This is a genomic window from Deltaproteobacteria bacterium (assembly GCA_003696105.1).
In the GTDB taxonomy this organism is placed as follows: Bacteria; Myxococcota_A; Polyangia; order Haliangiales; family J016; genus J016.
The window spans coordinates 1-21,741 of sequence record RFGE01000007.1 but is presented as its reverse complement, the minus strand read 5'-3'; the positions used below and the strand labels follow the sequence as shown (position 1 = coordinate 21,741).

Genomic DNA, 21,741 nt, shown 5'->3' with positions numbered 1-21,741 from the left:
TGCCACAACGTCGACGGCCACGTCGGCGACCTCGCGTCGCTGCCGGCGCTGAGCGGGTCCAACTCGATCTTCGGGCCGCCGCCGCTGACGAACGAGGGGCTCAAGGCGCAGCCGACCTGGCTGTTCAACTTCCTCAAGCGCCCCTTCCGCATGCGCCCGCTCCCGAAGGTGCGCATGCCGACGTTCGGGTTCACCGACCGCGAGGCGACCGACCTGGTGCGCATGTTCTCCGCGATCGACGGCGCCGTGTTCCCGTTTACGTACCACGGCGACGTAGGGCCTCGGGACGACCACGAGCGGCGCATCGGCAAGGCGATATTCGACGCCGCCGGCTGCCAGAAGTGCCACGTGGTCGGCGAGCTGGGCGACGGGCCGGTGCCCCCGGAGGTCAAGGCGCCGAATCTTCTGATGGCGAAAGATCGCCTGCGCGCCGAATGGCTCACGCTGTGGCTGGCCGATCCCGGCGCCATGCAGAAGAACACCGCGATGCCGGCATTCTGGCTCGGCGGCAACCAGATGGACATGTTCCTGCAAACCAACCCGGAGTTCCGCGCCGCGGTCGACGGGATTCCGCAAGACGTGATAGATCGCTACCGCACGTCGCCGCAGCTTCAGATCGAGGCGACGCGCAACTATTTGTTCCGTCTCCAGGCCGGCGAGTGACGCGCCCGCCGCGGCTGGCTTCGCGAATCGACCACCCGGAGGAAATCATCATGAATCGTTCTAAGGTACGTGTGTTGTTGTCCGCGTTCGCGGCCGTGGCCCTGGCCGCCGGCGGCTGCGGGAAGTCCGACAACAAGAGCAACCAGAGTTCGAAGCCCGCCGCGGGCGGCGACAAGGGCGCCGCGGGCGGCGACAAGGCCGCCGCGCCGACGGGCCACGGCACGATCGTCGGCAAGGTCAACTTCACCGGCACGCCGCCGGAGATGCCCGAACTGAAGCGCGACGCCGACCCGGTGTGCGCGAAGAAGAAAATGAAGGCCGAGACGGTCGTCGTCAACGAGAACAAGACGCTGCGCAACGTGCTCGTGCGCATCAAGCCCGGCACGGTCAAAGGGCCGGCACCGACCGAGCCGGTCGAGATCCACCAGCAGGACTGCATGTACCGCCCCCGCGTCCAGGGCGCAGTGGCCGACCAGGACATCAAGATCGTGAACACCGATCCGACGACGCATAACGTCCACACCTTCGACATGCGTGAGGGCGAGGGCGAGGAGTCGCTGTTCAACCTGGCCCAGCCGAAGGGCGCCGCTCCGATCACGAAGAACGCCAACGGCTACCAGGTCATCAAGTTCAAGTGCGACGTGCACCCGTGGATGCTCGGCTACATCGTCGTGAGCGACCACCCGTACTTCGCCGTCACCGGCGACGACGGCACCTTCAAGATCGAGAACGTGCCCGCCGGCAAGTACACCCTCGAGGCGTGGCACGAGCACTACGGGATGAAGACCGCCGAGGTCACCGTGACCGACAAGGGCACGGCCGAGGTGGCATTCTCCTACGACGGTACCGAAAAGCCGCTGTAGACTGCACCGCCGGCGTGGGGTTCGCATGACGAGCCCCCGCCGGCGACCCGTTCGATGTCCACACACCGCCTCGCCGTCGTCTGCGCGTTCGCCACCTTCCTCCTGTTGATGGTGGGGGGCACCGTCAACCCGACCGGGTCGAGCCTCGCGTGCCCGGAGGCCTGGTTCATCTGCCACGGCACGCTGTTTCCGCAGATGACCGGCGGGGTGTTGTTCGAGCACGGCCACCGCATGGTGGCGATGACCGTCGGGCTGCTGCAGATCGCGCTGTCCGTCGCGCTGTGGCGCCGCCGGCCCGATCTCGCCCGGTGGGGCTGGCTCGCGCTCGCGCTCGTGTGCGTGCAGGGCTCTCTCGGGGCCGCCACGGTCCACTACAAGCTGCCGTGGTTCGTGTCCACCGCGCACCTGATGACGGCGTTCGGCTACTTCGCCCTGGTGTTGTTCCTCGCCGTCCGAACGCGCCCCGCGACCGACCCACCTGCCGCGGCCGAAGCGCTCGACCGCCTGCGCCCCGCGATCGGCGTTGCGGCGGCCGCCGTGTACCTCCAGGTGACGCTCGGCGCGCTCGTGCGGCACAGCGGCGGCGCGCTCGCGTCGCTCGACCTGCCGCTGCACCACGGCAGCCTGTGGCCGGCGGGCGCGCCGATCGCGCTCAAACTCCACATGCTCCACCGCATCGTCGGCGTCCTCGTGGGCGGCCTGGCGCTCGGCGTCGGCGTCGCGGCGGCGCGCACGCTGCGCGGGCGGCTGCGTCTGGCCGGCGGGCTGGCCGCGGTGCTCGTCGTCGTGCAGATCGCGTTGGGCGCGCTGGTCATCTGGACGATGCGGTCGGTTCCGGTCGTCGTCGCGCACGTCGGCGTCGCGGCCGCAGTGTGGGCGATGTTCGTACTGCTGTGGTTCGGCACGCGGCCGGTCGCGGTCGCGGATGCGCCGCGCGTGGCGCTGACCGGCCGGGAGGTGGCTGCATGAACGCGCGCACCGCCTCTGCGGCCGCGCGCCTGCCCGCGTTCGCGGACATCGTCGCGCTCGCCAAGCCGCGCATTACCCTCCTCGTGCTGGTGACCGCGCTGGGCGGCCTGGTGTTGGCGCCGGGCGCGGCTGGCGCCGGACTGGCCGTGGCCCTGCTCGTCGGCACCGCGATGATGGTCGGCTCGGCCAACGCGCTCAACATGTACCTCGAGCGCGAGGTCGACGCGCGGATGGACCGCACCCGCGATCGACCGCTGCCGGCCGGCCGCCTGGAACCCGGTGTCGCGCTGGCGTTCGGCGCCGGGCTGGGGCTCGCCGGCGCTCCGCTGCTCACGTTCGCGGTCAACCCGCTCACCGGCATGCTGGGGGTGATCGCGCTGTTGAGCTACGTGATGGTCTACACGCCGCTCAAGGCGCGCACGCCGGCGGCCGTGTGGGTCGGTGCGGTGCCCGGCGCGATGGGACCGCTGCTCGGGTGGACCGCGGCGACCGGCTCGCTCGACGCCGGCGGCCTCGCCCTGTTCGCGGTGATGTTCTTCTGGCAGATCCCGCATTTTCACGCCATCGCGACGTTTCGCACGGACGACTACCGCCGCGCCGGGCTCAAGACGCTGCCCGGCGAGCGCGGCCCGCGCGCGACCCGGCGCGAGATGCTCGCCGCGCTCGTTGCGCAGATCGTCGCGACGCTCGCGGTCGCGGCGCTCGGCGTGTCGGGGCCCGCTTACCTCGTGGCGGCCGTCGCGCTCGGCGCCGGCTACCTCGGGTATGCGCTCGCGAGCCTGCACACCGATGCCGGTGCGCGTCGGCTGTTCGTCGCGTCGCTGGTGTACCTGCCGCTGTTGTTCGCGGCGCTCATGTTGGATGGGCAACTCTGATCCCGTCGCCGGCGCGCGGTTCGAGCGGCCGTTTTGGTGGGCGGTGTTCGCCCTCGTGCTGCTGGCGACGCCGATTGCGGGTTTTCTCATCGAATCGTCGATGGCCTGGGACCAGATTCACCCGGCGATCAACGCGCTGCTGAACGCGACGACGGCCGTGTTTCTCGTGCTCGGCTGGCGCGCCGTGCGCGGCGGCAACGTGGCGCTGCACCGCACGTGCATGCTCACCGCGTTCTCTGCGTCGGTCGTGTTCCTCGCCAGCTATCTGGTCCGGTTCGCGCTCAGCGGCAGCCACCGCTATCCCGGGACCGGTTGGGATCGCACGCTCTACCTCATCGTGCTGTTTACCCACATGTTCGGCGCGATGGTGGCGCTGCCGCTCGTGCTGCGGACCGTCTACCTCGGCCTGCGCGACCGGCGGGCGAGCCACCGGCGCATCGCGCGGTGGACGTGGCCGTTGTGGATGTACGTGTCCGTCAGCGGGCTGCTCGTCTACCTGATGCTGTATCCGATCGCCGGCCGGCTGTACGGCGATTAGCGGCGCGCCGCCGGGCGCAGTAGAGTCGGTCCTCGCCATGGACCGCGACCGCCTCCAGCGCATCCGCAACTGGCAGAGCGACGACTTCTACCCGGCGCTCGTCGTCCGCCCGATTGCGATCGCCGTCATGTGGGTGATCGCGGACTGGCGGTTCCTGTCGCCCAACGTGCTCACGACGCTGGCGAACGTCGCCAAGCTGGCGGCGATCGTGCTGATCCTGCCCGACGACCGCACGGGGTGGTGGGCCGCGATGGGGCTGTTGCAACTCGGCCTGCTGTTCGACCACCTCGACGGCACGATGGCGCGCTACCGCGGCCAGTCGACCTCGTTCGGCCTGTGGTACGACAACACGAGCGACGCGCTGCTGTGGCACGGGCTGATGTTCGCGCTCGGTTGGGTCACGTTCGGGCGCACCGGCGACCCGTTGATGCTCGCACTGCCGCTGGTGTCCGCGCACGCCCTGCTGATGACCGGCTACATGAAGTGGATGGTCGAGGCCGAGCGGCGCCGGCGCAGCGGGCCGGCGCCCGCGGCGCCGCCGGCTGCGCCGCCGCACCGCACGGCCGCAGACTGGGCCAGATGGATCGGCAAGATGGTGCTGCAGGTGTACCGCTTCGAGGAGGCCGACCTGTACCTGTGGGTGGCCGTGCTCTCGCTCGCGGACCAGCTCGAACTGCTGATGTGGCTGCTCGCGGGGAGCCAGCTCGCGCGGCTGGCCGTCATGCTGGTGCGGCGCGGGCTCCAGGCGCGCGCGCTGGACCGCGCCGCGTGACTGCCGCGCCGGCGCGCGCGACCGCATCGCCGCGGCGAGCCATCGCGCCGCCGCGCGGCGCCGCGGTCAAATCAGGCCGGCCGCCGCCAGCTGTTCGGCGCGCGCCAGGTCGGCCGCCGTGTCGATCTCGGTCCACGCGCACGCCGTGATGTCCGCATAGCCGAACGCCACGCCGGCGGCCATCATGCGCTCATACGCGCGCTCGTAGTACTCGTCGGTCTCGCCGAGTTCGATGAGCTGCGCGAGCTGATCGAACACGGTCGGCGCCAGCTCCGCGTCGATCCGCTCGATGCCGATCGACTCGCCGAACGCCTCTTGCGGCGCCATGCGCTTGTTGAGCGCGACGACGCGGCCGCCGGCGACGCGCGCCTTCATCTCCTCGTCGCCGAGGTCCGGCTTGCGATCGATCGCCAGCACCGCCGGGCCGGGCGCCGCCAGCAGGGCGGGCAGCACGCCGCCGTCCATCACCACGTCCGCGTCCAGCTTGACGAAGCTGTCGCCGCCGATCGCGTCGCGCGCCACGAGCAGCGAGTAGAAGTTGCCCCAGTCGTGGTAGTGCTCGTTGTACACGACGGTCGCCGCGCGCGCGCACCGGTCGGCCGATGCGGCCAGATGCGCGGCCAGCACGTCCCCGCAGTGGCCGGTCACCACGACGAGGTCGTCGATGCCGGCTTCGGCGAGCCGGCGGATCATCCGGTCGACGATCGGCACGCCGCCGACCGGCACGAGGCACTTCGGCCGGTCGAGAGTGATCGGTTCGAGCCGGGTTCCGCGGCCGGCCGCGAGCAACACGCCTTTCATGGGGACCCCGCTCGGGTCGCAGAGGGCGGCCCGGACGGCGATGCGTCAGTCGTAGTACTCGGCGCCCAGGTGCGTGATCAGCTCGTCGCCCTTGGTGTAGCGCAGCGTGTTCTTCAGCTTCATCAGCTGGATGAACAGGTCGTGCTCCGGGTACAGGCCGGGCGGCGTCATCGGGCTCTTGAAGTAGAACGACAGCCACTCCTGGATGCCGTGCATGCCCGCGCGCTTGGCGAAATCCAAAAACAGCGCCAGGTCGAGCACGATCGGCGCCGCGAGAATCGAGTCGCGGCACAGGAAGTCGATCTTGATCTGCATCGGGTAGCCGAGCCACCCCTTGATGTCGATGTTGTCCCAGCCCTCTTTGTTGTCGCCGCGCGGCGGGTAGTAGTTGATGCGCACGACGTGGCAGAAGTCCTTGTAGAGCTTCGGATACTTGTCGGGCTGGAGGATGTGCTCGAGCACGCCGAGCTTCGACACCTCTTTGGTCTTGAACGACTCGGGGTCGTCGAGCACCTCTCCGTCGCGGTTGCCGAGGATGTTGGTGGAGTACCAACCCTCGAGGCCGAGCAGTCGCGCCTTGAGCCCCGGCGCGATGATTGTCTTCATCAACGTCTGGCCGGTCTTGAAGTCCTTGCCGGCGATCGGCGTTTGCGTCTGCCGTGCGAGCTCTTGCATGGCCGGGAAGTCGACGCTGAGGTTCGGCGCGCCGTTCGCGTACGGAATGCCGAGCTTGGTCGCCGCGTACGCGTAGATCTGCGACGGCGCGATCCGGTCGTCGCTCTTGCGCAGACCGTCTTCGAACTTCGCGAGGGTCGAATGGACGTCGCTCGGCTCGTGGTAGACCTCGGTCGACCCGCACCACACGGCGACCAGGCGGTCGCAGCCGTGCTCCTCCTTGAAGCGCCGCATGTCGTCCATCAACTGCTCGGCGAGGTCCATCTTCGACGTGCCGGTCTTGACGTGGTCGCCGTTGAGCTTCTTGACGAACTTCTGCTCGAACACGGCCTTCATCGGCGCGACGGCGGTGAGCTCGTCTTTGAGTTCGGCCAGCGTGTCCTTGTCGAGCACGCCCGCGCGCATCGCCGCCTCGTACGCGTTCTCGGGGAAGATGTCCCAGCCGCCGAACACGAGGTCGTCGAGGTCCGCGAGCGACACGTAGTCGCGGATGAGCGGCACATTGTTGTCGGTGCGCTTGCCGAGCCGGATCGTGCCCATCTGCGTGAGCGAGCCGATCGGATCGGCCAGTTTGCGCCGCACGGCCATGACGCCGGCGACGAACGTGGTCGCGACCGCGCCCATGCCGGGCAACAGCACCCCGAGCTTGCCGGTCGCAGGCTTGACCTCAACGCCTTTTTTCAGTGCCATGGCGGGGCACAATGCCCCATTCGCCCCCCCCGCGCAAGCGGCGATCGAAGTTTGCCAGGGGGGCCGCGAACGCCCGAACGCGGCCCGTACGCGGCCCGTACGCGGCGAACCGGGCCGTCAGGCGCGGCCGCGTCGCCGGATCAGGTGGATGGCCGCCAGCGCGAAATACGCGACCGAGTTGGCGACCCCGAGCGCGAACGCGATCTGCGGCACACCGGCCATGCATGCGGCGCCGAACACGAGCATGTACGTGTCGCGGCGGCCGAGGGCGCGCGCGGCCTCCAGCGGCCCCCGCGTCGCCCCGTAGGCCTGCTCCGGGGTGTCGCCGTCCTCGAACCACCAGCGGAACGCCATCACGTCGCCCGGCCGGCCGACGTTGCGCGCGCCGCGGTACGTCACCCACGCGCTGAACCCGCGCGCGAGCGCCGCCGCGGCGCCGACGGCGACCCACGGGCCGCCCAACCCCGCACCGAGGGCCGCCACGATCAGGTTGTCGACCAGGTCGTCGCTGAGGTTGTCCAGCCACATGCCGAGCTGGCTGCCCATGTGCCGCACGCGCGACAGCTCGCCGTCGACGGAATCGAGCACCACCTGCGCCAGCATCAGCGCGCCGGCCACCGCCGTCGCCGCGCGGCCGCCGGCCGCCGCCAGTGCGGCCGCGGCCAACCCGAGCGCGAGCGCGACCGCCGTGACCTGGTTCGGCGTGATCGCCGTGCGGCTGAGCGCGCGGGTGATGCGCAGCGAGATCGGCCGGATGACGTGGCGATCGCCCGGTCCGTCGTACGGGCGCCGGCACGTCTGCAGCAGCGCCCACTCCACCGCGCGGCGCGCGCGCTCGCCGTCGAGCCGCACGCCCAACAGCTCGTCGCCGCGCACGACCTCCGCGTCCGGCGGCGCGGGCGCGTCCGGTGGCGCGAAGGACACGTCGATCGGCAGCGGCGGCAGCGGCGGCACGTCGCCGGCGGCCGCTCGCACGACCGCTCGCGTATGCCCCCGCCGCGCGCCGTCGCGCAGGTGGCGCTCGAGCACGGTCATGCCGGCGACGCGCATGCGCGGCCCGGGCGCGCCGGGCGGGCAATCGACGACGAGCACGCCGTCGTCCATACCACAGCCGCACCTGTCAGGTTCCGCCCGCGAAGCGTCGAATTTTCACCGCTTGGCCCGCTAACCGTCCGAAATGGGATGCGGTATGCGGCTTGCTACGTGCGGCGTTCCCAGGAGTGTCCATGCCCGCATCCCGCGCCGTCGTCCTCGCCAATCACCTCGTCCTCCAGTCGGGCGGCCGCCTGTCGAGCGCGTCGGTCGCGCTCATCCGCCGCACGCTCGCCGGCCTCGCCCGCGCGGGCGTTCGCGACGTGGCCGTCGTCGACGGCCACCACGCCGCCGAACTGCGCGCCGCGCTCGGCCTTCACGAGCTGCCGGCGCTGCGGGTGACGGTGCTCGAGAACCGGTCGTGGCGCACCGCGTCCGGCGCGACCGCGCGGCTCGCGCGGCCGTTCGCCGGCGACGAGCCGGTCCTCGTGCTGCGGGGCGACCGGCCGCTCGACGACGAGGCGCTCGCCGAACTGGCCGCCAGCGACCTCGACGGCGCCGTCGCCGCGATCGCGATCGCCGCCGTCCCCGACGCGCCGGCGGTCGGTCTCGCCGACGAGCCGAAGGTGCGCTTGCGGCCCGGCGCGCGCCGCGAGGTCGCCGCCATCGGGCTGGACCTCGACCCGTGCGACGCGGTGTTCACGGGCCACCTGCTCGCGGCGCCGGAGCTGTTCGACGCACTCGACGCGCTGCCGAATCCGGCGTTGGAGGACGCGCTCGCCGAGGTACTCGCCGCGGGCGGGCGCGTTCTCGCCCGCCCGGGCCACGTCGCGTGGCTGTGGGGCGGGCGCCAGCCGGCGCCGGTCGACGACCAGGTCGAGGCGCTGCTCGGCGCGAAGTCGCACCCGCGCTACCACCTGCTCAACCCGGGGCCGGTGAACACGACCGCGCGGGTCAAAAGCGCCCTCGTGCACCCCGACGTGTGCCATCGCGACGCCGCGTTCAGCGAGCTGATGGTGTCGCTCACCGGCAAGCTGCGGCGCATCTTCCGCGCGTCGCCGCGTCACACCATCGCGCTGATCACCGGCAGCGGCACGGCGGCGATGGAGTGTGCGCTCGCTTCGACCGTGCCGCGCGACCGCAAGGTGCTCGTCGTCGACAACGGCGCGTTCGGCGAGCGGTTCCTCGAGGTCGCTCGGGTGCACGACATGGACGTCGTCCACCTGCGCTACGCCTGGGGCGACGTCGTCGACCCGGCCGACGTGCGGCGCGCGCTCGAGCGCGATCCGGAGATCGCCGTCGTCGCCATGGTGCACCACGAGACGTCGGTCGGGCTGCTCAACCCGGTGCGCGAGGTCGGCGCGCTGTGCCGCGAGTACGGCGCGCTGTTCGTCGTCGACGCGGTGTCGTCGCTCGGCGCCGAGGACCTCGACGTCGTACGCGACGGCATCGACGTGTGCTACGCGAGCGCCAACAAATGTCTGCACGCGGTAAGCGGCGTGGGCTTCGTGTGCGTCGCGCCGGACGTGTGGCCGCGGATCGAGCACATCAAGCCGCGCAGCTACTACCTCGACCTCAAGCGTTACCGCTACTACGCCGACGAGCTCGCGCAGACGCCCTTCACGCCGGCGGTGTCGGCCTACTTCGCGCTCGACGCGGCGTGCGCCGAGTTCCTCGCCGACGGCCACGCCGCGCGGTTCGCCCTGTACCGACGTCGCAACGCCAAGCTGCGCGCAGGGCTGGCCGCGCTCGGCATGGCGCCGTTTACCCGCACCGGGTGCGAGTCGCACTCCGTCGTCACGTGCTGCGTGCCGGACGGCGTCACGTTCGACGAGTTGTACGCCGCGCTGCGCGCGCGCGGCTTCATCGTGTACGCGTGCAAGGACGTGCTGGCCGACAAGTTCATGCAGGTCGCCAACATGGGCGACCTCGACGACGACACGATCGACGCGTTCCTCACCGCGTGCGGCGAGGAGATCGCGCGCATCCGCGCGGCCAAGGCGGTCGCGGGCGGGGCGGAGCTGCCGCCGGCGCGGGCTGCGCGCGCGTAGGGCGCGCGCGACGCCTGTCCCGCGGCAGGACAGCCTGCGGAGCGGCCGCCGGCGGGCGCGCAAGGCGCGCCGGGCGGCGGGCTACGCGCCGGCCGGGCGCGGCGGTGCGCTCGAGGGGAAGTCCGGGTACCGGCTGCGGAACACGGGCGCGATGGCCGCCGGATCGTCGGTCATGATCCCGTCGGCGCCGGCGTCGAGCAACCGAGCGGCCTCGCCGGGATCGTTGATCGTCCAATAGTCGACGCGGAGCCCGAGCTGGTGGCACTTGCGGATGAACCGGCGCCGCGCGAACCGGATCCGACCGTGTAGCGGCGGCACCTGCGCGGCGTCGCCCGGCCGCCGCAGCGCTCGCCACACGCACCGCGGCGCCAGCAGCAGCCAGCGAATGTCGTCCTCCGACAGCGCGGTCGGCCCGCGGTAGCCGAGCCGGCGCACCAGGTCGAGCGGTTCGCGATGAAAGCTCGCGAGCGTCACGCGACGTTCCGCGTCGCGTTCGCGCAACAGCCGCACGACCGCCGGCGCGATTGGCGGGTCGGTCTGCTTGAGGTCGATGTTCAGCGGCGTGTCGGGCAGCGCGTCGAGTACCTCCGCGAGCGTCGGGATGCGGTAGCCGCGCCCCGCGAATGGCCGGTGGCCGTCGGCGTCGACGAAGCCGAAGCCCGCGTCCCACGACTGCACCTCGGCCAGCGGCCAGTCGCGGATGCGTTTGCGCACCGCGCACATCCGCCAGCCGTCCGGGTCGTGCGACAGCACGACGTGGCCGTCGGCGGTCATGTGCGCGTCCGTCTCGATCGCGTCGGTGCCGATCTCCAGCGCGCGCAGAAACGAAGGCAGCGTGTTCTCCGGCCGCTCGCGCGATGCGCCGCGGTGGCTGTACAGCAGCGGGCGTTTGGGGCGGGGCAGCGGAATGGCGCGAGTGTATCCCGGCCGCGGCGGCCGCGCGAAGGCCATGCCGCCATGGCGGCACGACTGGGTCGGCAGGTCGCTCGCCGCGGCGATCTCACCCGCGTATTCGAGTACGCTCGGCGCATGACACGACCGACCGCACCGCGCGTCGCGGGACGCGCGCTGCGCGCGCTGGCCGCCGCGATGGACGCGCCGGTGGCCGGGCGCGCGCTGGCCCGCACCGTCGTCGACCGAATGGGATTGGCAGCGTTTCGCCGCGAGGGGCCGTCCGACGCCGAGATGCGGCCGGCCATCTCGTTCCGCCCGGGCATTCGCCCCCCGCGCGATGCGTGACGCCGCCGCGCTGGCCGCCGCGTATCGCGACGGCAGCGACACGCCGGAAGCCGTGGTCGCGCGTGCGCAGGCCGCCGCGGCGCAGGCCGACGTCGACGAGCCGCCGCTGCGCGCGTTGATCGCCACGCTGGACGTGCGCGCCCGCCGCGACGCCGCCGCGTCCGCCCGGCGCTGGCGTGACGGCCGGCCGCTGTCGCCGCTGGACGGCGTGCCGTACGTCGTCAAGGACAATCTCGACGTGGCCGGCCAGCGAACGACCGCCGGCTCTCGCGTGCCGCTGCCGATCCCGGCGCGCGACGCGTGGGTGGTCGACCGCCTGCGCCGCGCGGGGGCCGTGTGCGTCGGCAAGGCGAACATGCACGAACTAGGCGCCGGCACGACCGGCATCAACCCGCACTACGGCACCCCGCGCAATCCGTGGGATCCGGCGCGCTGGTGCGGCGGGTCGTCGAGCGGATCGGCCTGCGCGGTGGCGGCGGGGGTCGTGCCGATCGCCGTCGGTACGGACGCCGGCGGCTCCATCCGCGCGCCGGCGAGCTTCGTCGGGGCCGTCGGGCTCAAGCCGACGTTCGGCCGGGTGTCCCGCATCGGCATGGCCGTGCTGTGCGACACGCTCGACCACATCGGGCCGATCGCGCGCACCTGCCGCGACGTCGCCGTCGCGTTGGCCGCGATGGCCGGCGTTCACCCCGACGACGACGAGACGTGGGATCAGCCCCCGCTTCCCGACTTCGACGCGATCGTCGCCGCGCTCGCCGAGCCGATCGCCGGCGTGCGGGTCGGCGTCGCCCGCGCCGTGCTCGATGGCCCGCTCGTGGACCCGGAGGTCGCCGCCGGCGTGCGGCGCGCCGCCGACGTACTTGCCGACGCAGGGGCGACGCTCGTCGACGTGGAAGTGCCCGACCTCGAACGGTCGCTGTTTGTCGGGCTCGTGCTGCTCGCAGCGGAGGGGCCGTCGGGGCTCGAGGCGATCGTCGAACGACACTTCGACCGCCTCGGCGCCGACCTGCGCGTGATGTGGCGGGTGGGCGACCACTTCACCGCGCGCGACTACCTCAAGGCACAGCGCATTCGCAACCAGATTCGCGCACAGTGGGCCGCGGCGTTTTCGTCGGTCGACCTCGTGCTGTTACCGGCTGCCGGGATTCCTGCCGGTGAGATTCGCGCCGATGCGCTCGCCACCGGCGAACTCGATCAGGCGACCAGCACACGGGCGATCGCTCACACGTTCCCGTCGAATCTCACCGGCTACCCGGCGGTGTCCGTGCCGAGCGGGCTCGCCGGCGACGTTCCCACCGGTGCCCAGCTCGTCGCGCGGCCGTGGTGCGAGCTGCTGGCACTGCGCGCCGCCGCTGTCGTCGAGCGCGCCGGGTTGCTGTCCGGGCGCCCGGTGCGCTGTTACGACGTGTAGGCCGACCGCGCTCGCCGGCACTTCCCGGCGAGCGCGGTCGTCGCACCTACAGGGTTGCATCAGCCACGATGCGCTCGATCTCAGGTCGTTGCGATCGGAACGTATCGCGGTCGACTACGAAGCGAACGCGCTCGGGCAGCAACTCGTAGGAGACGCGCAGAGCGGCGGCGCGGAGTGCATCCGCCTCGTTCGCGTCACCGGCGGCGGCCGCGGCGACCTCCTGCCGCGCGATGTGCAGCGCGTGGGCGGCGAGCCAATACGAGGCCAGCGGACGCCGGCGAATGATCGTGCCGCAGTACCAGCCGAACCCGTCGATGTCGGACAGCATCGCGATGGCGCACGCGTGCGGCGCGGCCGCCGGCCGGTCCCTGCGCTTGATCCGCACGAGCCGGTCCATCTCCGACGAGAACTCGGAGTGGACCGTCGTCACTTTCCGGTCTCGAGGCGCGATCCGCAGCGGGTGGATTTCGCCGCCGCACACGACGACGGCGTCCAGCCCGAGGCGCAGCGGCGCAAACCGCACCTTGGTCGGAAATGGCAGCCACTTGGCCGGAAACCGTTCGACCGTGCGCTCGCCGGCGCGCAGTACGTACGTGGTGTCGTTCATCGATTCTTCTCCTGGTCGCGTCTGGTTCAGGGCTACAGGATCGCGTTGCGGATGATGTGTTCGGCGGCCTCGCGCAGCTCGAGGAACTCGCCCTGATCGATCACGCTGCGCACGACCCGCGGCATCTTGCGGTACTGAAGGAACGCGAGACCGCCCCGGCGGAGCCGCTCGGGCGATCGGTCCATGCCGCCGGGGAAGCCGCGCGGCGCCCCCGTGCGGATCGCTTGCGCTGCAATCCAGTAGGCCGCTAGCGGCCGATGGCGGATGATCGTGCCGCAGTACCAGCCGAAGCCGTCGATGTCGGACCCGAACGCCGCCGCACACGCATGCGCGGCACGCGTGGCCCAGTGCGCGCGCGGATAGTCCGCGAGCGCGCCGACGTCGTCGTCGAGCGTTTCGTGAACCGTGCCGTATTGATTCCACTCGTGCTCGGTCGCGACGACGCACAGCGGATGGACTTCGTCGCCGCATAGCACGACCACGTCCATGCCGAGGGAATACGGACTGAAGCGTGGGTCGTCGATCAGCCGGATTCGCACGCGATCGCCGTTGCGGCGCCGGCCACCGTCGTCGTCGTCCTCCGCGGGGAAGGGGAGGAGCGCGGTCGACATCCTGCTGTGCCTCTCGCGCCCGCGCAGGCGAATCGTATCGATGTCGATGGTCAGTTCGTCGGTCGTCGTCATGGGGCCTCCTTGGCCGAAGGGATGCGGCCGGCGCGCACGGCCGCGGGCAAACGGGACGCGGCCGGCGCGCACGGCCGCGGGCAAACGGAAGCGCGATGCCGCTCGCGGTCGCACGGCAGACAACGTCGACCGCGCGGCGACCGGCCCTCGCTCACCGATCGGGTTGCCCTCGGTCGTGACACGGCGCAGCGGCACCGCGCCGGCGCGCGGCGCATCGGGCGCCGCGGCTGGCCCGGTCGGCGCGCCGCGCCGTACGCGGCGCGCGGCGTCGCGATGTCACCGGGGCGAGCAACCGATCGGCGTGCCGGCGCGTCAGCCGGGTTTCGCCGCGGCGACAGCGCGGCCACCGGGGATCGTCGCGCCGGGAAGCAGGGTTTGTGCCGTCATGGTCACCTCGTCGTTCAGGGCGGTGCCACCGTGCCCTGCGGGCCGGTTGGCGGGGGATCGTCGGGCCCTGTCCCTCACCCCACTCTGGACGAACGCAGCCGGCCGCAACCGGACTGCACATTGGTCGATGCGTCGACTCTACCGCTTCGACGCGCGCCGGCGGTCGTTATTCACTTCTTCCCGCAACCAACCGCCGCGCGATCTGCGGCGGTTGGGTCGCTCCGGCGCCTCTGCCGGCCGATCCACGCGGCCCCGTCTGCCGCGCGTCCACCGTCTCGCGGCGGCTCAGTCGTCGGCTTCCGGCAGCGCGTCACCCGGCAGCGGCGGCGGCAGCGGGTCCGTCACCGACAACACCGTGACGTCGTACGCGATGTCCTTGCCCGCCAGCGGGTGTACGAACCGCACCTCCACGTCGTCGTCCCCGACGCGCTCCACCCGAAACGTCACGTCCTCGCCGTGCGGCCCCTTCGCCACGAACGTCTCTCCGACCGCCAGGGTGGCGTCCGCCGGGAACTCCGCGCGCGGAATGTGTTTCGGCGGAAGGTGGTCGACGGCGCTGAACGCCTCGTCGGCCGGGATCACGCCCGACTTCGACGCCCCAGCATCGAGCCCCGCGAGCGCCTTCTCCAGGCCCGGGATCACGGTCCCCGCTCCCTGGATGAACTCGACCTCGCTTTCCTCGATGAGGTCGCCGCCGGCGACGCTGAGTTTGCACTGAATGCGGACCCGCCTGCCGTCTTCGATCTTCACGCGCGGATTGTACCCGCTGCATCCCGCGGCGGGGCATCGACGGCCGCGTCAGCGATGAGCCGGCGCCGGCCGCACGACCGCGAAGGCGGTGGTCTGCGGACGCGAGTGCGCGCGCAGCGCGCCGCGGGCCCGCACCCGCCACCGCGCTTCCACCGTTCCCGTGTGCACGCGCAGGGTCCCGTCGAGCGTATACGGCACGCGTTCGCTCGGAGCGGCCGGTGGGGCCGTCGCGGGCGCCGGAACGGGGATCTCGAGCACGGCCGAACCGCCGGGGCGGATCGATCTCGCCACTCGCAGCGAGCCGCGCGACGCGAACCAGCGGTCTGCCGCCATCGCGTAGTCGAGCTGCGACAGCTTGACCGTACGCCCGGTCGGGTTGCGGACCTCCAAGAACACCAGCAGCACCGGCCGCTGGTCCGCCGCTCGGCCGTCGGCCACGCCGATGATCTCCGCGTGCGGGCGCGGCGCGCTCGCGCAGCCGGCGGTGGCGAGCGCCGCTGCGAGCGCGAGGTGGACCAGATGTCGGTGGAGGTAGGATAACATCCTACTGATACAGTAGTGCGAGCGTCGTGCCGGAGTCAACTTCCCGAGATCAGTAGGGAGCCGGCGCGCGTCGTGTAACTGGATGCTGACAATGTGAACCCACGGTCACAGCGCCCCGGTGTACCCTCGCGCGCGATGACCCCCAATTGGCAGGAGATCGCCGACCGGAGCATCGCCGGCGCGCCCATCGATCGCGCCTCGGCCGTCGCGGTCCTTCGCGCGCCGGCCAGCGAGCTGCTCGCCGTGCTCGACGCGGCGTTCCGCGTTCGGCGGACGTTCCACGGCCGCAAGGTGCACATCCACGTGCTCGACAACGCCAAGCGCGGCGGCTGCCCCGAGGACTGCGGATTTTGCTCGCAATCGCGCCACTACGCGACCGACCCAGGCGAGGCGCCGATCAAGACGGTGGACGAGCTGGTCGCGGGCGCGCGCCGCGCCAAGGAGGCGGGAGCGTTCCGCTACTGCATGGTGACCGCGACGCACGGGCCGTCGCAGCGCGACCTCGACGTCGTGTGCGAGGCGGCGCGTCGGATCAAGGCGGAACTCGGCCTGTCGGTGTGTGCGTCGCTCGGATTCCTCACGGAGGACAAGGCGCGCCGGCTCGCGGCCGCCGGCGTCGACCGGTTCAACCACAACCTCGAAACCAGCGCGCGCCACTTTCCGAAGGTGGTGTCGACGCACACCTTCGAAGACCGGGTCGCGACGGTGCGCATTGCGAAGGCGGCCGGGCTCGAAACCTGCTGTGGCGGCATCGTCGGACTCGGCGAGTCAGAAGACGACGTGGTCGACCTCGCGTATGCGTTGCGCGAACTCGCCGTCGACTCGGTGCCCGTCAACTTCCTCGACCCGCGCGACGGCACGCCGCTGGCCGGGGCCGGCCTTGTCGAGCCGAACTATGCGCTGCGCGTGTTGGCGATGTTTCGCTTCCTGCACCCGCGCGCCGACCTGCGCATGGCCGGGGGGCGCGAGGTCACGCTGCGATCCCTGCAGCCGCTCGCGCTGTACGTCGTCAACTCGATCTTCACCGACGGCTATCTCACGACTCCCGGGGCGCGCGCGCGCGACGACCACGCCATGATCCGCGACCTCGGTTTCGAGATCGAGGTGCACGGCGGCCACGCGGCCGACCCGCCCGCGCGCCATCTGCCCGTCGCGCCGGCGCAGGGGTGAGCCATGGTCCGCATCAACCGCGTGTACACCAAGGCGGGCGACGGCGGCGACACGTCGCTCGTCGGCGGCGACCGCGTCCCGAAGGATTCGCTGCGCATCGACTGCTACGGTACGGTGGACGAGGTCAACGCGGCGATCGGGCTGGTTCGCACGGCGTTGGCCGCGTCGGCCGCGCGCGACGCATTGCTGCCGATCCTCACGCGCATTCAGAACGAACTGTTCAACCTCGGCGCCGAACTCGCGACGCCCGACGCGGCGAGGCGGGCGCGTCAACCGGCGATCGAGGCGCGCCATGTCGTCGCGCTCGAGGCCGACATCGACCGGTTCAACGAGCAGCTCGAGCCGCTGCGCAGCTTCGTGTTGCCCGGCGGCGGCTGGGTGTCGGCGTATTGCCACCTGGCACGCACGGTGTGCAGGCGGGCTGAGCGGCTGGTCGTGCGGCTGGCGCGCGAAGACAGCGTTGGCGACCACGCGGTTGCGTACCTCAATCGGTTGTCGGACGCGCTGTTCGTGTTCGGCCGGTGGGCCGCCATGCGCGACGGCGAAGTCGAGCCCGTCTGGGAGCCCGAGACCACCTAGCCCGGCGGCGGCAGCATGCGGAACAGCAGCGCCGCGTCGTCTTTGGATGCCGCGACGACGCACGCGCGGAAGTCCGCGATGGCGTTGACGACCGTCTCGGCAAGGAAGCGGCCGTCGTCGCGGCGGCGCGGCGCCTTCGGGTTCGCGCGCACGTAGCGCACGAATTCGTCGTACTTGTCGAGCATTCGTTTGCTGTCGAAGTCGAGCAGCATTCGCTTGAACCGCTTCGGGTTGACGATCACCCAGTCGCCCTTGCCGACGTCCAGGTTGGTGCGGTCGCGATACGGCGAGCTGAGTTCGTCCTTCGGGATGATTCCCAAGAACCCATCGTCGTCGGCCGGATACTTGAACGGCGTGACCTCGATGAACAGCGCGAATAGCTCGATACCCTTGCGCAGCGCAGCCAAGTCGTCCGCATCCAGCGGCGGAAATTGGTCGGGTACGCCCATGTGAATCGCCGGCAGCACGAACTTTTCGATCACGTCGATCGCAACCGGCGCCGTCGTGCGCCGGAGCCCGATAATCTGGGCGATCGCCTCGAACAGGCCGCGGTCGACCGTTTGCGCACCGGCGGGCTTGTCCGGATCGAGTTGCTCGAGCGCGCCGACGATTTGGTCGATGAACGGCGCGTTGCGTTCGCCGAGCTTCTTGCCGTGGACGCGCACCTGCTTGGCGAGGTCGCGGGTCGTCGCGCGATTCCACAGCCGTTCGAGCGCCTTCAAATCCATCACCATCCACTGGCCGAGCGGAATCGTGTGCAGCCGCACGTAGTGCTGTGCGGTGAACCGGTCGATCGGCCCGCCGTCCTTTTCGGCCTGCTCCTCGTGCAACTTGCGCAGGCGCTCGATCTCCGAGATCAGCTGTTTGGCGGCGCCGGGCCCGGACCGCAGCAGCGCCTCTGCGAACGCGAACGGCGCCGTTTCGAGCAGGATCTTGGAAAAGCCCATGCGCCACGTGTGCGGGTCGTCGCTCGGGATGAGCCAGTGGCCGCCGTGGCGCGCCTTCAGCATCTGGCCGATCCACGAGCCGAAGTTGATCCAGTGTTCGCGGTGCGAGTTGATATCGAGGTCCAGTTCCTCCTGATCGCCGATCTGGCCGAACAGCCACGTCTCGAACGTGATCAGGTCGATCGGCGCGGCGAGCGCGAGCGCGCCGGCATCGCCCTCGAGGTCGGCGAGGTTGGCCACGGCTTCGCCCTCGGGGTCGACCAACTCGTCCATGATGACGCCGGTCTGGCCGCGCAGGCGGGACGTGAACTTGTACGCGCCCTCGTCGATGGTCTGCATGGCGCGCTCGAATAGCTCGCGCGCCGCCTTCTCGGCGGCCTTGCGTGCCTTGTCGTCGGTGTCAGCCACGGCGCGCAGTATACGCAACCCGCCCGCGCGTGCGGGGCGGTGGCGGGCCGGTCCTCACGCGTCTGCTATGCTCGCGACGTGTGGCGGCTGCGCACCATGCTGGCGGGCGACGACGGCGCTGGCCGGCGCGCGCTGCCGGCCGGCGAGTTTCTGCACCCGGTTCCGCTGGCGGCGCTCGCGCTGTTGGCGGTCAACGACCACGCGCTCAAGGGCAGCGGTCTGCTGCCCGCGTGGGTCACCGGCAAGCTGAGCGACGCGATGGGGTTCGTGTTCTTTCCACTACTATCGACCGCGGTGGCGGACACGGCCGCGTTGGCGGTCGCGCGGCTCGGGGCCCCGGTCGATTTCAGTCTTCGCCGGTGGAAGCTGGCGCTTGCGATTGCCGGCACCCTCGGGTTGATGGTCGCGATCAAGCTGTGTCCGGCGGCGGCGGCGGCCGTCGCCGCGGCGCTCGGCGCCGCCGGCTTTCACGCGGCGGTCGTCGTCGACCCGACGGATCTGTTCACCGCTCCGGCGGCAGTCGTGGCGTGGTGGGTCGGAGCCGCCGAAATCCGCCGGGTGCCGCTCGGGCGGATCGAGGTGCTCGAGCGGGCGTGGCGGCGCGACCGCACACCGCCGGCGGCGGGGCTGCGCGACGTCCCCGGTGGCGACGCGCTTGCGCGCGCGCTCGAGCGCTACTTCGCCACCGGGGAAGGCGCGGCCGAGGTCGATGCCGAGTTGGCGCGGCTTCGTCGGGCACCGGCCGTCGCCACCCGATAGACGCCCCCGTACGACGACCGCGCGCGGCGCCGCTTCACGGGTGTGTTCGCCGCCGTGCGCACGGGTGCGGGCGGCGTGCGTTGGCGTCAGTCGTCGTCCTCGAGTGCGCGGTCGAGGGCGTCGGCGAGGCGCTCCTGCTCCTCCGGGGGCAGCGCTTCGGCGAACACCTGTTCGGCGGCGTTGACGATCGCGACCATGCGCGCTTCTTCCGGGGACAGGCGCGGCTGCTCTGCGTCGGCCATCCACTCGGACAACTCGTCGGTGAGCCGCTTTTGCCGGCTCTGCGGGCCAGGCGGCGTGTCGCCGACGATGGCCGCGGCGTGCCGCTTGAACGCGATCGAGCCGTAGCAGAACTGCAACTCTTCGCGGAACTCGTCCATCGACTGGTGGCGCTGCGCCGGGTCCTTGGCCATCGCCTTGAAGATCAGCGCCTCCGCGGCCTCCGTGATCTCGACGTGTGGATTGGTCGCGCGCGGAGACGGCGCGGGATTGTGGATTTGCATCGACAGCACGTCGGCGGCCGCCTCGGCCTCGAATGGCGGCCGGCCGCACAGCATGTCGAACAGGATCACGCCCAGCGAGTAGATGTCGGCGCGGTGGTCGACCGGGTCGCCGCGGGCCGCTTCGGGCGACATGTACTCGGGAGTCCCGAACACCGCCCCCTGCATGGTCTGACCCGGCAGGTTTTCGCCCTGAACGGCGAGCACCTTGGCGATGCCAAAGTCCAGCAGCTTGACGAAGTCGTACTTCTTTTCTTTCTCGACGACGTAGCGCGGCGGGCCGTTGCCGCCTTCGGGCAGCGTGCGGACGATCTCGCGTCGGCCGGGCCGCTCGATCAGCATGATGTTCTCAGGCTTGAGATCGCGGTGGACGATCCCCTGGTCGTGCGCGGCTGCGAGCGCCAGCGCGATCTGGTTCGCGATGTTGAGCGCGCGGTGCAGCGGGATCGGGCCTTCGCGCTCGATCATGTCCTCGAGGCTCGTGCCCTCGAGGTACTCCATCACGAAGAACACGCCGCCGTCGGGTAGCGGGCCGAAGTCCGTGACGTCGACGATGTTGGGGTGGTTGATCGATGATGCGGCGCGCGCCTCGCGCAAGAACCGCTGGATCGCCTCCTCGTACTTCGCGAACCGGTGGTGCAGGACTTTGACGGCGACCTTCTTGCCGATGTAGACGTGCTCGCCGCTGTAGACCGTACCCATGCCCCCGCGGCCAAGGATGTCGAGCAGGAAATAGTTGCCGACTTGCGTCCCGATCCGGTCGATGTCAACTTGCTCGACGAGGACGTTTTGGTCACGCGAGCAGAAGCGCTCCGAGCCGGAGTACTCTGCGCGACAGCGAGGGCATACGCGCATACGCCACCGAAAGCCTACCATGCGAGCCCAATCCATCGGAATCGCCGGCGCCGTCTTCTGGTTCGCAGCCTGCCTCGTCGCCGCGTGCGGACCGCGCGCCGCGCCTGCGCCTGCGCCTACCAGTCGAACGGCGGAGCCGCCCGTCGACGCGGGCGCGGGGAGCGCGCCCGCGGGCGACGCGGCGCCGGCGTCGAGCGAAGGCCGCGGGGAGGACGCGGAGGCGCCGGGACTCACGGGCGTCGCCGAAGTCTGCGAGCCGGCCGGCGAGCGGGCCTACCTCGCCGCCGTGCGGTGCGCGTCCGGCGAACGACCCCGCGTTCGCCGGCTCGGGATCGCCGGCTACCGCTCTCCGCGACGCGGGCCGGACGACTACGCGCGGTCGGCCGACCAGGTGCGCACGCGCCGCCCGCTGGCGCCGGGCGAACCCGACCTGCATCCGGTCGACCGCTTCGAGATCCGGTGTCCGGATGCAACCCGGTTCGTTCTGCTCGACATGTACCACTGCGAGCCGCGTCCGCCGTCGTCGGGCGCGGCGCCGGCGCCCGACGGCGCAGACCGCCCCTGACCGCGCCGACTGTTCGCAGCGCTCCTCGCGGTCGGACGGCCGGTGAGGGACACGGCCCGCCGGGGGTTGCGGCGCGACCGACTCCGCGCCGTACATTTCGGCGGGTCCGGTGCGGTCGCCGCCCGACGCGCTCGATCAACGGTGCCGTGAATGCGGCCCCTCCAGCGTCTGGAAGCGACGGGCGAGTGCGCCGACCGAAAAAAATGCCGGCTCGCGACGCGCGCGAGCCGGCCACTTGGGGAAGGCCAAGCTAGTTGCGGCGTTTGCGCTTGGCGGCGGCCTTTTTGGCCGCGGCCTTCTTCGTGGCCGTCTTGCGCGCGGTCTTCTTCGTGGCGGTCTTCTTGGCGGCAGTCTTCTTCGTGGCGGTCTTGCGCGCGGTCTTCTTCGCCGCGGTCTTCTTGGCGGCAGT

At 71.2% G+C, this 21,741-nt stretch carries 24 protein-coding genes and 1 riboswitch; of the genes, 13 read left to right on the top strand and 11 right to left on the bottom strand.

Annotated features, from left to right (window positions below):
- The 6 genes from D6689_00505 to D6689_00480 all read left to right on the top strand — a co-directional run.
- Nucleotides 1–663: hypothetical protein (locus tag D6689_00505; protein ID RMH45219.1), on the top strand; the 663-nt coding region annotated here is incomplete at its 5' end.
- 50 nt (nucleotides 664–713) lie between these two features.
- Nucleotides 714–1,526, top strand: coding sequence for a DUF2012 domain-containing protein (locus D6689_00500; GenBank protein ID RMH45222.1), 813 nt, complete (start codon nucleotides 714–716; stop codon nucleotides 1,524–1,526).
- Between the two features lie 54 nt (nucleotides 1,527–1,580).
- Nucleotides 1,581–2,495, top strand: a complete 915-nt coding sequence (locus D6689_00495) for a hypothetical protein (GenBank protein ID RMH45218.1) — start codon at nucleotides 1,581–1,583, stop codon at nucleotides 2,493–2,495.
- Nucleotides 2,492–3,370 (top strand): protoheme IX farnesyltransferase, encoded by an 879-nt coding sequence (gene cyoE, locus D6689_00490; GenBank protein ID RMH45217.1) that lies wholly within the window; start codon nucleotides 2,492–2,494, stop codon nucleotides 3,368–3,370. The genes D6689_00495 and cyoE overlap by 4 nt, the downstream gene beginning before the upstream one ends.
- Nucleotides 3,371–3,470: 100 nt before the next feature.
- A complete protein-coding gene (locus D6689_00485) occupies nucleotides 3,471–3,908 on the top strand; it encodes a DUF420 domain-containing protein (protein ID RMH45221.1) in 438 nt (145 codons plus the stop codon).
- 37 nt (nucleotides 3,909–3,945) lie between these two features.
- Nucleotides 3,946–4,680: a CDP-alcohol phosphatidyltransferase family protein gene (locus D6689_00480; protein ID RMH45216.1), complete on the top strand. Its 735-nt coding sequence runs from the start codon at nucleotides 3,946–3,948 to the stop codon at nucleotides 4,678–4,680.
- 66 nt (nucleotides 4,681–4,746) lie between these two features.
- On the opposite strand, the gene D6689_00475 is transcribed toward D6689_00480, so the two are convergent.
- The 3 genes from D6689_00475 to D6689_00465 all read right to left on the bottom strand — a co-directional run bounded on the left by D6689_00475 (nucleotide 4,747) and on the right by D6689_00465 (nucleotide 7,950).
- Nucleotides 4,747–5,481, bottom strand: coding sequence for a phosphocholine cytidylyltransferase family protein (locus D6689_00475; protein RMH45215.1), 735 nt, complete (start codon nucleotides 5,479–5,481; stop codon nucleotides 4,747–4,749).
- Between the two features lie 45 nt (nucleotides 5,482–5,526).
- Complete coding sequence (locus D6689_00470; protein ID RMH45220.1) at nucleotides 5,527–6,840, bottom strand: inositol-3-phosphate synthase; 1,314 nt, start codon at nucleotides 6,838–6,840, stop codon at nucleotides 5,527–5,529.
- Between the two features lie 123 nt (nucleotides 6,841–6,963).
- Nucleotides 6,964–7,950: a CDP-alcohol phosphatidyltransferase family protein gene (locus D6689_00465; protein RMH45214.1), complete on the bottom strand. Its 987-nt coding sequence runs from the start codon at nucleotides 7,948–7,950 to the stop codon at nucleotides 6,964–6,966.
- 122 nt (nucleotides 7,951–8,072) lie between these two features.
- Here D6689_00465 and D6689_00460 point away from each other — a divergent pair, with 122 nt between their 5' ends.
- Nucleotides 8,073–9,929, top strand: a complete 1,857-nt coding sequence (locus D6689_00460; GenBank protein ID RMH45213.1) for an aminotransferase class V-fold PLP-dependent enzyme — start codon at nucleotides 8,073–8,075, stop codon at nucleotides 9,927–9,929.
- Nucleotides 9,930–10,010: 81 nt separating this feature from the next.
- On the opposite strand, the gene D6689_00455 is transcribed toward D6689_00460, so the two are convergent.
- Entirely contained in the window at nucleotides 10,011–10,880 is an 870-nt protein-coding gene (locus D6689_00455) for a glycerophosphodiester phosphodiesterase (GenBank protein RMH45212.1), read from the bottom strand.
- Between the two features lie 78 nt (nucleotides 10,881–10,958).
- Here D6689_00455 and D6689_00450 point away from each other — a divergent pair, with 78 nt between their 5' ends.
- A complete protein-coding gene (locus tag D6689_00450) occupies nucleotides 10,959–11,168 on the top strand; it encodes a hypothetical protein (GenBank protein RMH45211.1) in 210 nt (69 codons plus the stop codon).
- A complete protein-coding gene (locus D6689_00445; GenBank protein ID RMH45210.1) occupies nucleotides 11,161–12,579 on the top strand; it encodes an amidase in 1,419 nt (472 codons plus the stop codon). The genes D6689_00450 and D6689_00445 overlap by 8 nt, the downstream gene beginning before the upstream one ends.
- A 46-nt stretch (nucleotides 12,580–12,625) precedes the next feature.
- Here D6689_00445 and D6689_00440 read toward each other — a convergent pair whose 3' ends face one another.
- The 4 genes from D6689_00440 to D6689_00425 all read right to left on the bottom strand — a co-directional run bounded on the left by D6689_00440 (nucleotide 12,626) and on the right by D6689_00425 (nucleotide 15,549).
- Entirely contained in the window at nucleotides 12,626–13,186 is a 561-nt protein-coding gene (locus tag D6689_00440; GenBank protein RMH45209.1) for a hypothetical protein, read from the bottom strand.
- Nucleotides 13,187–13,218: 32 nt separating this feature from the next.
- Nucleotides 13,219–13,869: a hypothetical protein gene (locus D6689_00435; GenBank protein ID RMH45208.1), complete on the bottom strand. Its 651-nt coding sequence runs from the start codon at nucleotides 13,867–13,869 to the stop codon at nucleotides 13,219–13,221.
- Nucleotides 13,870–14,260: 391 nt separating this feature from the next.
- Nucleotides 14,261–14,351: riboswitch (SAM riboswitch) on the bottom strand.
- Between the two features lie 190 nt (nucleotides 14,352–14,541).
- Nucleotides 14,542–15,006, bottom strand: a complete 465-nt coding sequence (locus D6689_00430) for a peptidylprolyl isomerase (GenBank protein RMH45207.1) — start codon at nucleotides 15,004–15,006, stop codon at nucleotides 14,542–14,544.
- 48 nt (nucleotides 15,007–15,054) lie between these two features.
- Nucleotides 15,055–15,549: a hypothetical protein gene (locus D6689_00425; GenBank protein RMH45206.1), complete on the bottom strand. Its 495-nt coding sequence runs from the start codon at nucleotides 15,547–15,549 to the stop codon at nucleotides 15,055–15,057.
- Nucleotides 15,550–15,684: 135 nt separating this feature from the next.
- On the opposite strand from D6689_00425, the gene bioB reads away from it, so the two are divergent.
- Nucleotides 15,685–16,719, top strand: a complete 1,035-nt coding sequence (gene bioB, locus D6689_00420) for a biotin synthase BioB (GenBank protein RMH45205.1) — start codon at nucleotides 15,685–15,687, stop codon at nucleotides 16,717–16,719.
- A 3-nt stretch (nucleotides 16,720–16,722) separates the two neighbouring features.
- On the top strand, nucleotides 16,723–17,298 hold the full coding sequence (locus D6689_00415) for a cob(I)yrinic acid a,c-diamide adenosyltransferase (GenBank protein ID RMH45204.1): 576 nt from the start codon (nucleotides 16,723–16,725) through the stop codon (nucleotides 17,296–17,298).
- Here the strand turns inward: D6689_00415 and D6689_00410 are convergent.
- On the bottom strand, nucleotides 17,295–18,653 hold the full coding sequence (locus tag D6689_00410; protein RMH45203.1) for a hypothetical protein: 1,359 nt from the start codon (nucleotides 18,651–18,653) through the stop codon (nucleotides 17,295–17,297). The genes D6689_00415 and D6689_00410 overlap by 4 nt on opposite strands.
- A gap of 78 nt (nucleotides 18,654–18,731) precedes the next feature.
- Between D6689_00410 and D6689_00405 the strand changes: the two genes are divergently transcribed.
- The gene (locus D6689_00405) at nucleotides 18,732–19,412 is read left to right on the top strand and encodes a hypothetical protein (GenBank protein RMH45202.1); all 681 of its coding nucleotides are present in this window, start codon (nucleotides 18,732–18,734) and stop codon (nucleotides 19,410–19,412) included.
- Nucleotides 19,413–19,498: 86 nt separating this feature from the next.
- Here D6689_00405 and D6689_00400 read toward each other — a convergent pair whose 3' ends face one another.
- Complete coding sequence (locus tag D6689_00400) at nucleotides 19,499–20,803, bottom strand: serine/threonine protein kinase (protein ID RMH45201.1); 1,305 nt, start codon at nucleotides 20,801–20,803, stop codon at nucleotides 19,499–19,501.
- Between D6689_00400 and D6689_00395 the strand changes: the two genes are divergently transcribed.
- A complete protein-coding gene (locus D6689_00395) occupies nucleotides 20,787–21,332 on the top strand; it encodes a hypothetical protein (protein RMH45200.1) in 546 nt (181 codons plus the stop codon). The genes D6689_00400 and D6689_00395 overlap by 17 nt on opposite strands.
- A 250-nt stretch (nucleotides 21,333–21,582) precedes the next feature.
- Here the strand turns inward: D6689_00395 and D6689_00390 are convergent.
- Nucleotides 21,583–21,741 (bottom strand): HU family DNA-binding protein (locus tag D6689_00390; protein ID RMH45199.1); only part of this gene is annotated, 159 nt, incomplete at its 5' end.

Bases quoted from the DNA above. Each gene is read 5' to 3' on its own strand.
- D6689_00500 (RMH45222.1), top strand. From the start codon at position 714: ATGAATCGTTCTAAGGTACGTGTGTTGTTGTCCGCGTTCGCGGCCGTG.
- D6689_00495 (RMH45218.1), top strand. From the start codon at position 1,581: ATGTCCACACACCGCCTCGCCGTCGTCTGCGCGTTCGCCACCTTCCTC.
- cyoE (RMH45217.1), top strand. From the start codon at position 2,492: ATGAACGCGCGCACCGCCTCTGCGGCCGCGCGCCTGCCCGCGTTCGCG.
- D6689_00485 (RMH45221.1), top strand. From the start codon at position 3,471: ATGGCCTGGGACCAGATTCACCCGGCGATCAACGCGCTGCTGAACGCG.
- D6689_00480 (RMH45216.1), top strand. From the start codon at position 3,946: ATGGACCGCGACCGCCTCCAGCGCATCCGCAACTGGCAGAGCGACGAC.
- D6689_00475 (RMH45215.1), bottom strand. From the start codon at position 5,481: ATGAAAGGCGTGTTGCTCGCGGCCGGCCGCGGAACCCGGCTCGAACCG.
- D6689_00465 (RMH45214.1), bottom strand. From the start codon at position 7,950: ATGGACGACGGCGTGCTCGTCGTCGATTGCCCGCCCGGCGCGCCCGGG.
- D6689_00460 (RMH45213.1), top strand. From the start codon at position 8,073: ATGCCCGCATCCCGCGCCGTCGTCCTCGCCAATCACCTCGTCCTCCAG.
- D6689_00455 (RMH45212.1), bottom strand. From the start codon at position 10,880: ATGGCCTTCGCGCGGCCGCCGCGGCCGGGATACACTCGCGCCATTCCG.
- D6689_00450 (RMH45211.1), top strand. From the start codon at position 10,959: ATGACACGACCGACCGCACCGCGCGTCGCGGGACGCGCGCTGCGCGCG.
- D6689_00445 (RMH45210.1), top strand. From the start codon at position 11,161: ATGCGTGACGCCGCCGCGCTGGCCGCCGCGTATCGCGACGGCAGCGAC.
- D6689_00440 (RMH45209.1), bottom strand. From the start codon at position 13,186: ATGAACGACACCACGTACGTACTGCGCGCCGGCGAGCGCACGGTCGAA.
- D6689_00435 (RMH45208.1), bottom strand. From the start codon at position 13,869: ATGACGACGACCGACGAACTGACCATCGACATCGATACGATTCGCCTG.
- D6689_00425 (RMH45206.1), bottom strand. From the start codon at position 15,549: ATGTTATCCTACCTCCACCGACATCTGGTCCACCTCGCGCTCGCAGCG.
- bioB (RMH45205.1), top strand. From the start codon at position 15,685: ATGACCCCCAATTGGCAGGAGATCGCCGACCGGAGCATCGCCGGCGCG.
- D6689_00415 (RMH45204.1), top strand. From the start codon at position 16,723: ATGGTCCGCATCAACCGCGTGTACACCAAGGCGGGCGACGGCGGCGAC.
- D6689_00395 (RMH45200.1), top strand. From the start codon at position 20,787: ATGCGAGCCCAATCCATCGGAATCGCCGGCGCCGTCTTCTGGTTCGCA.
- D6689_00400 (RMH45201.1), bottom strand. From the start codon at position 20,803: ATGGATTGGGCTCGCATGGTAGGCTTTCGGTGGCGTATGCGCGTATGC.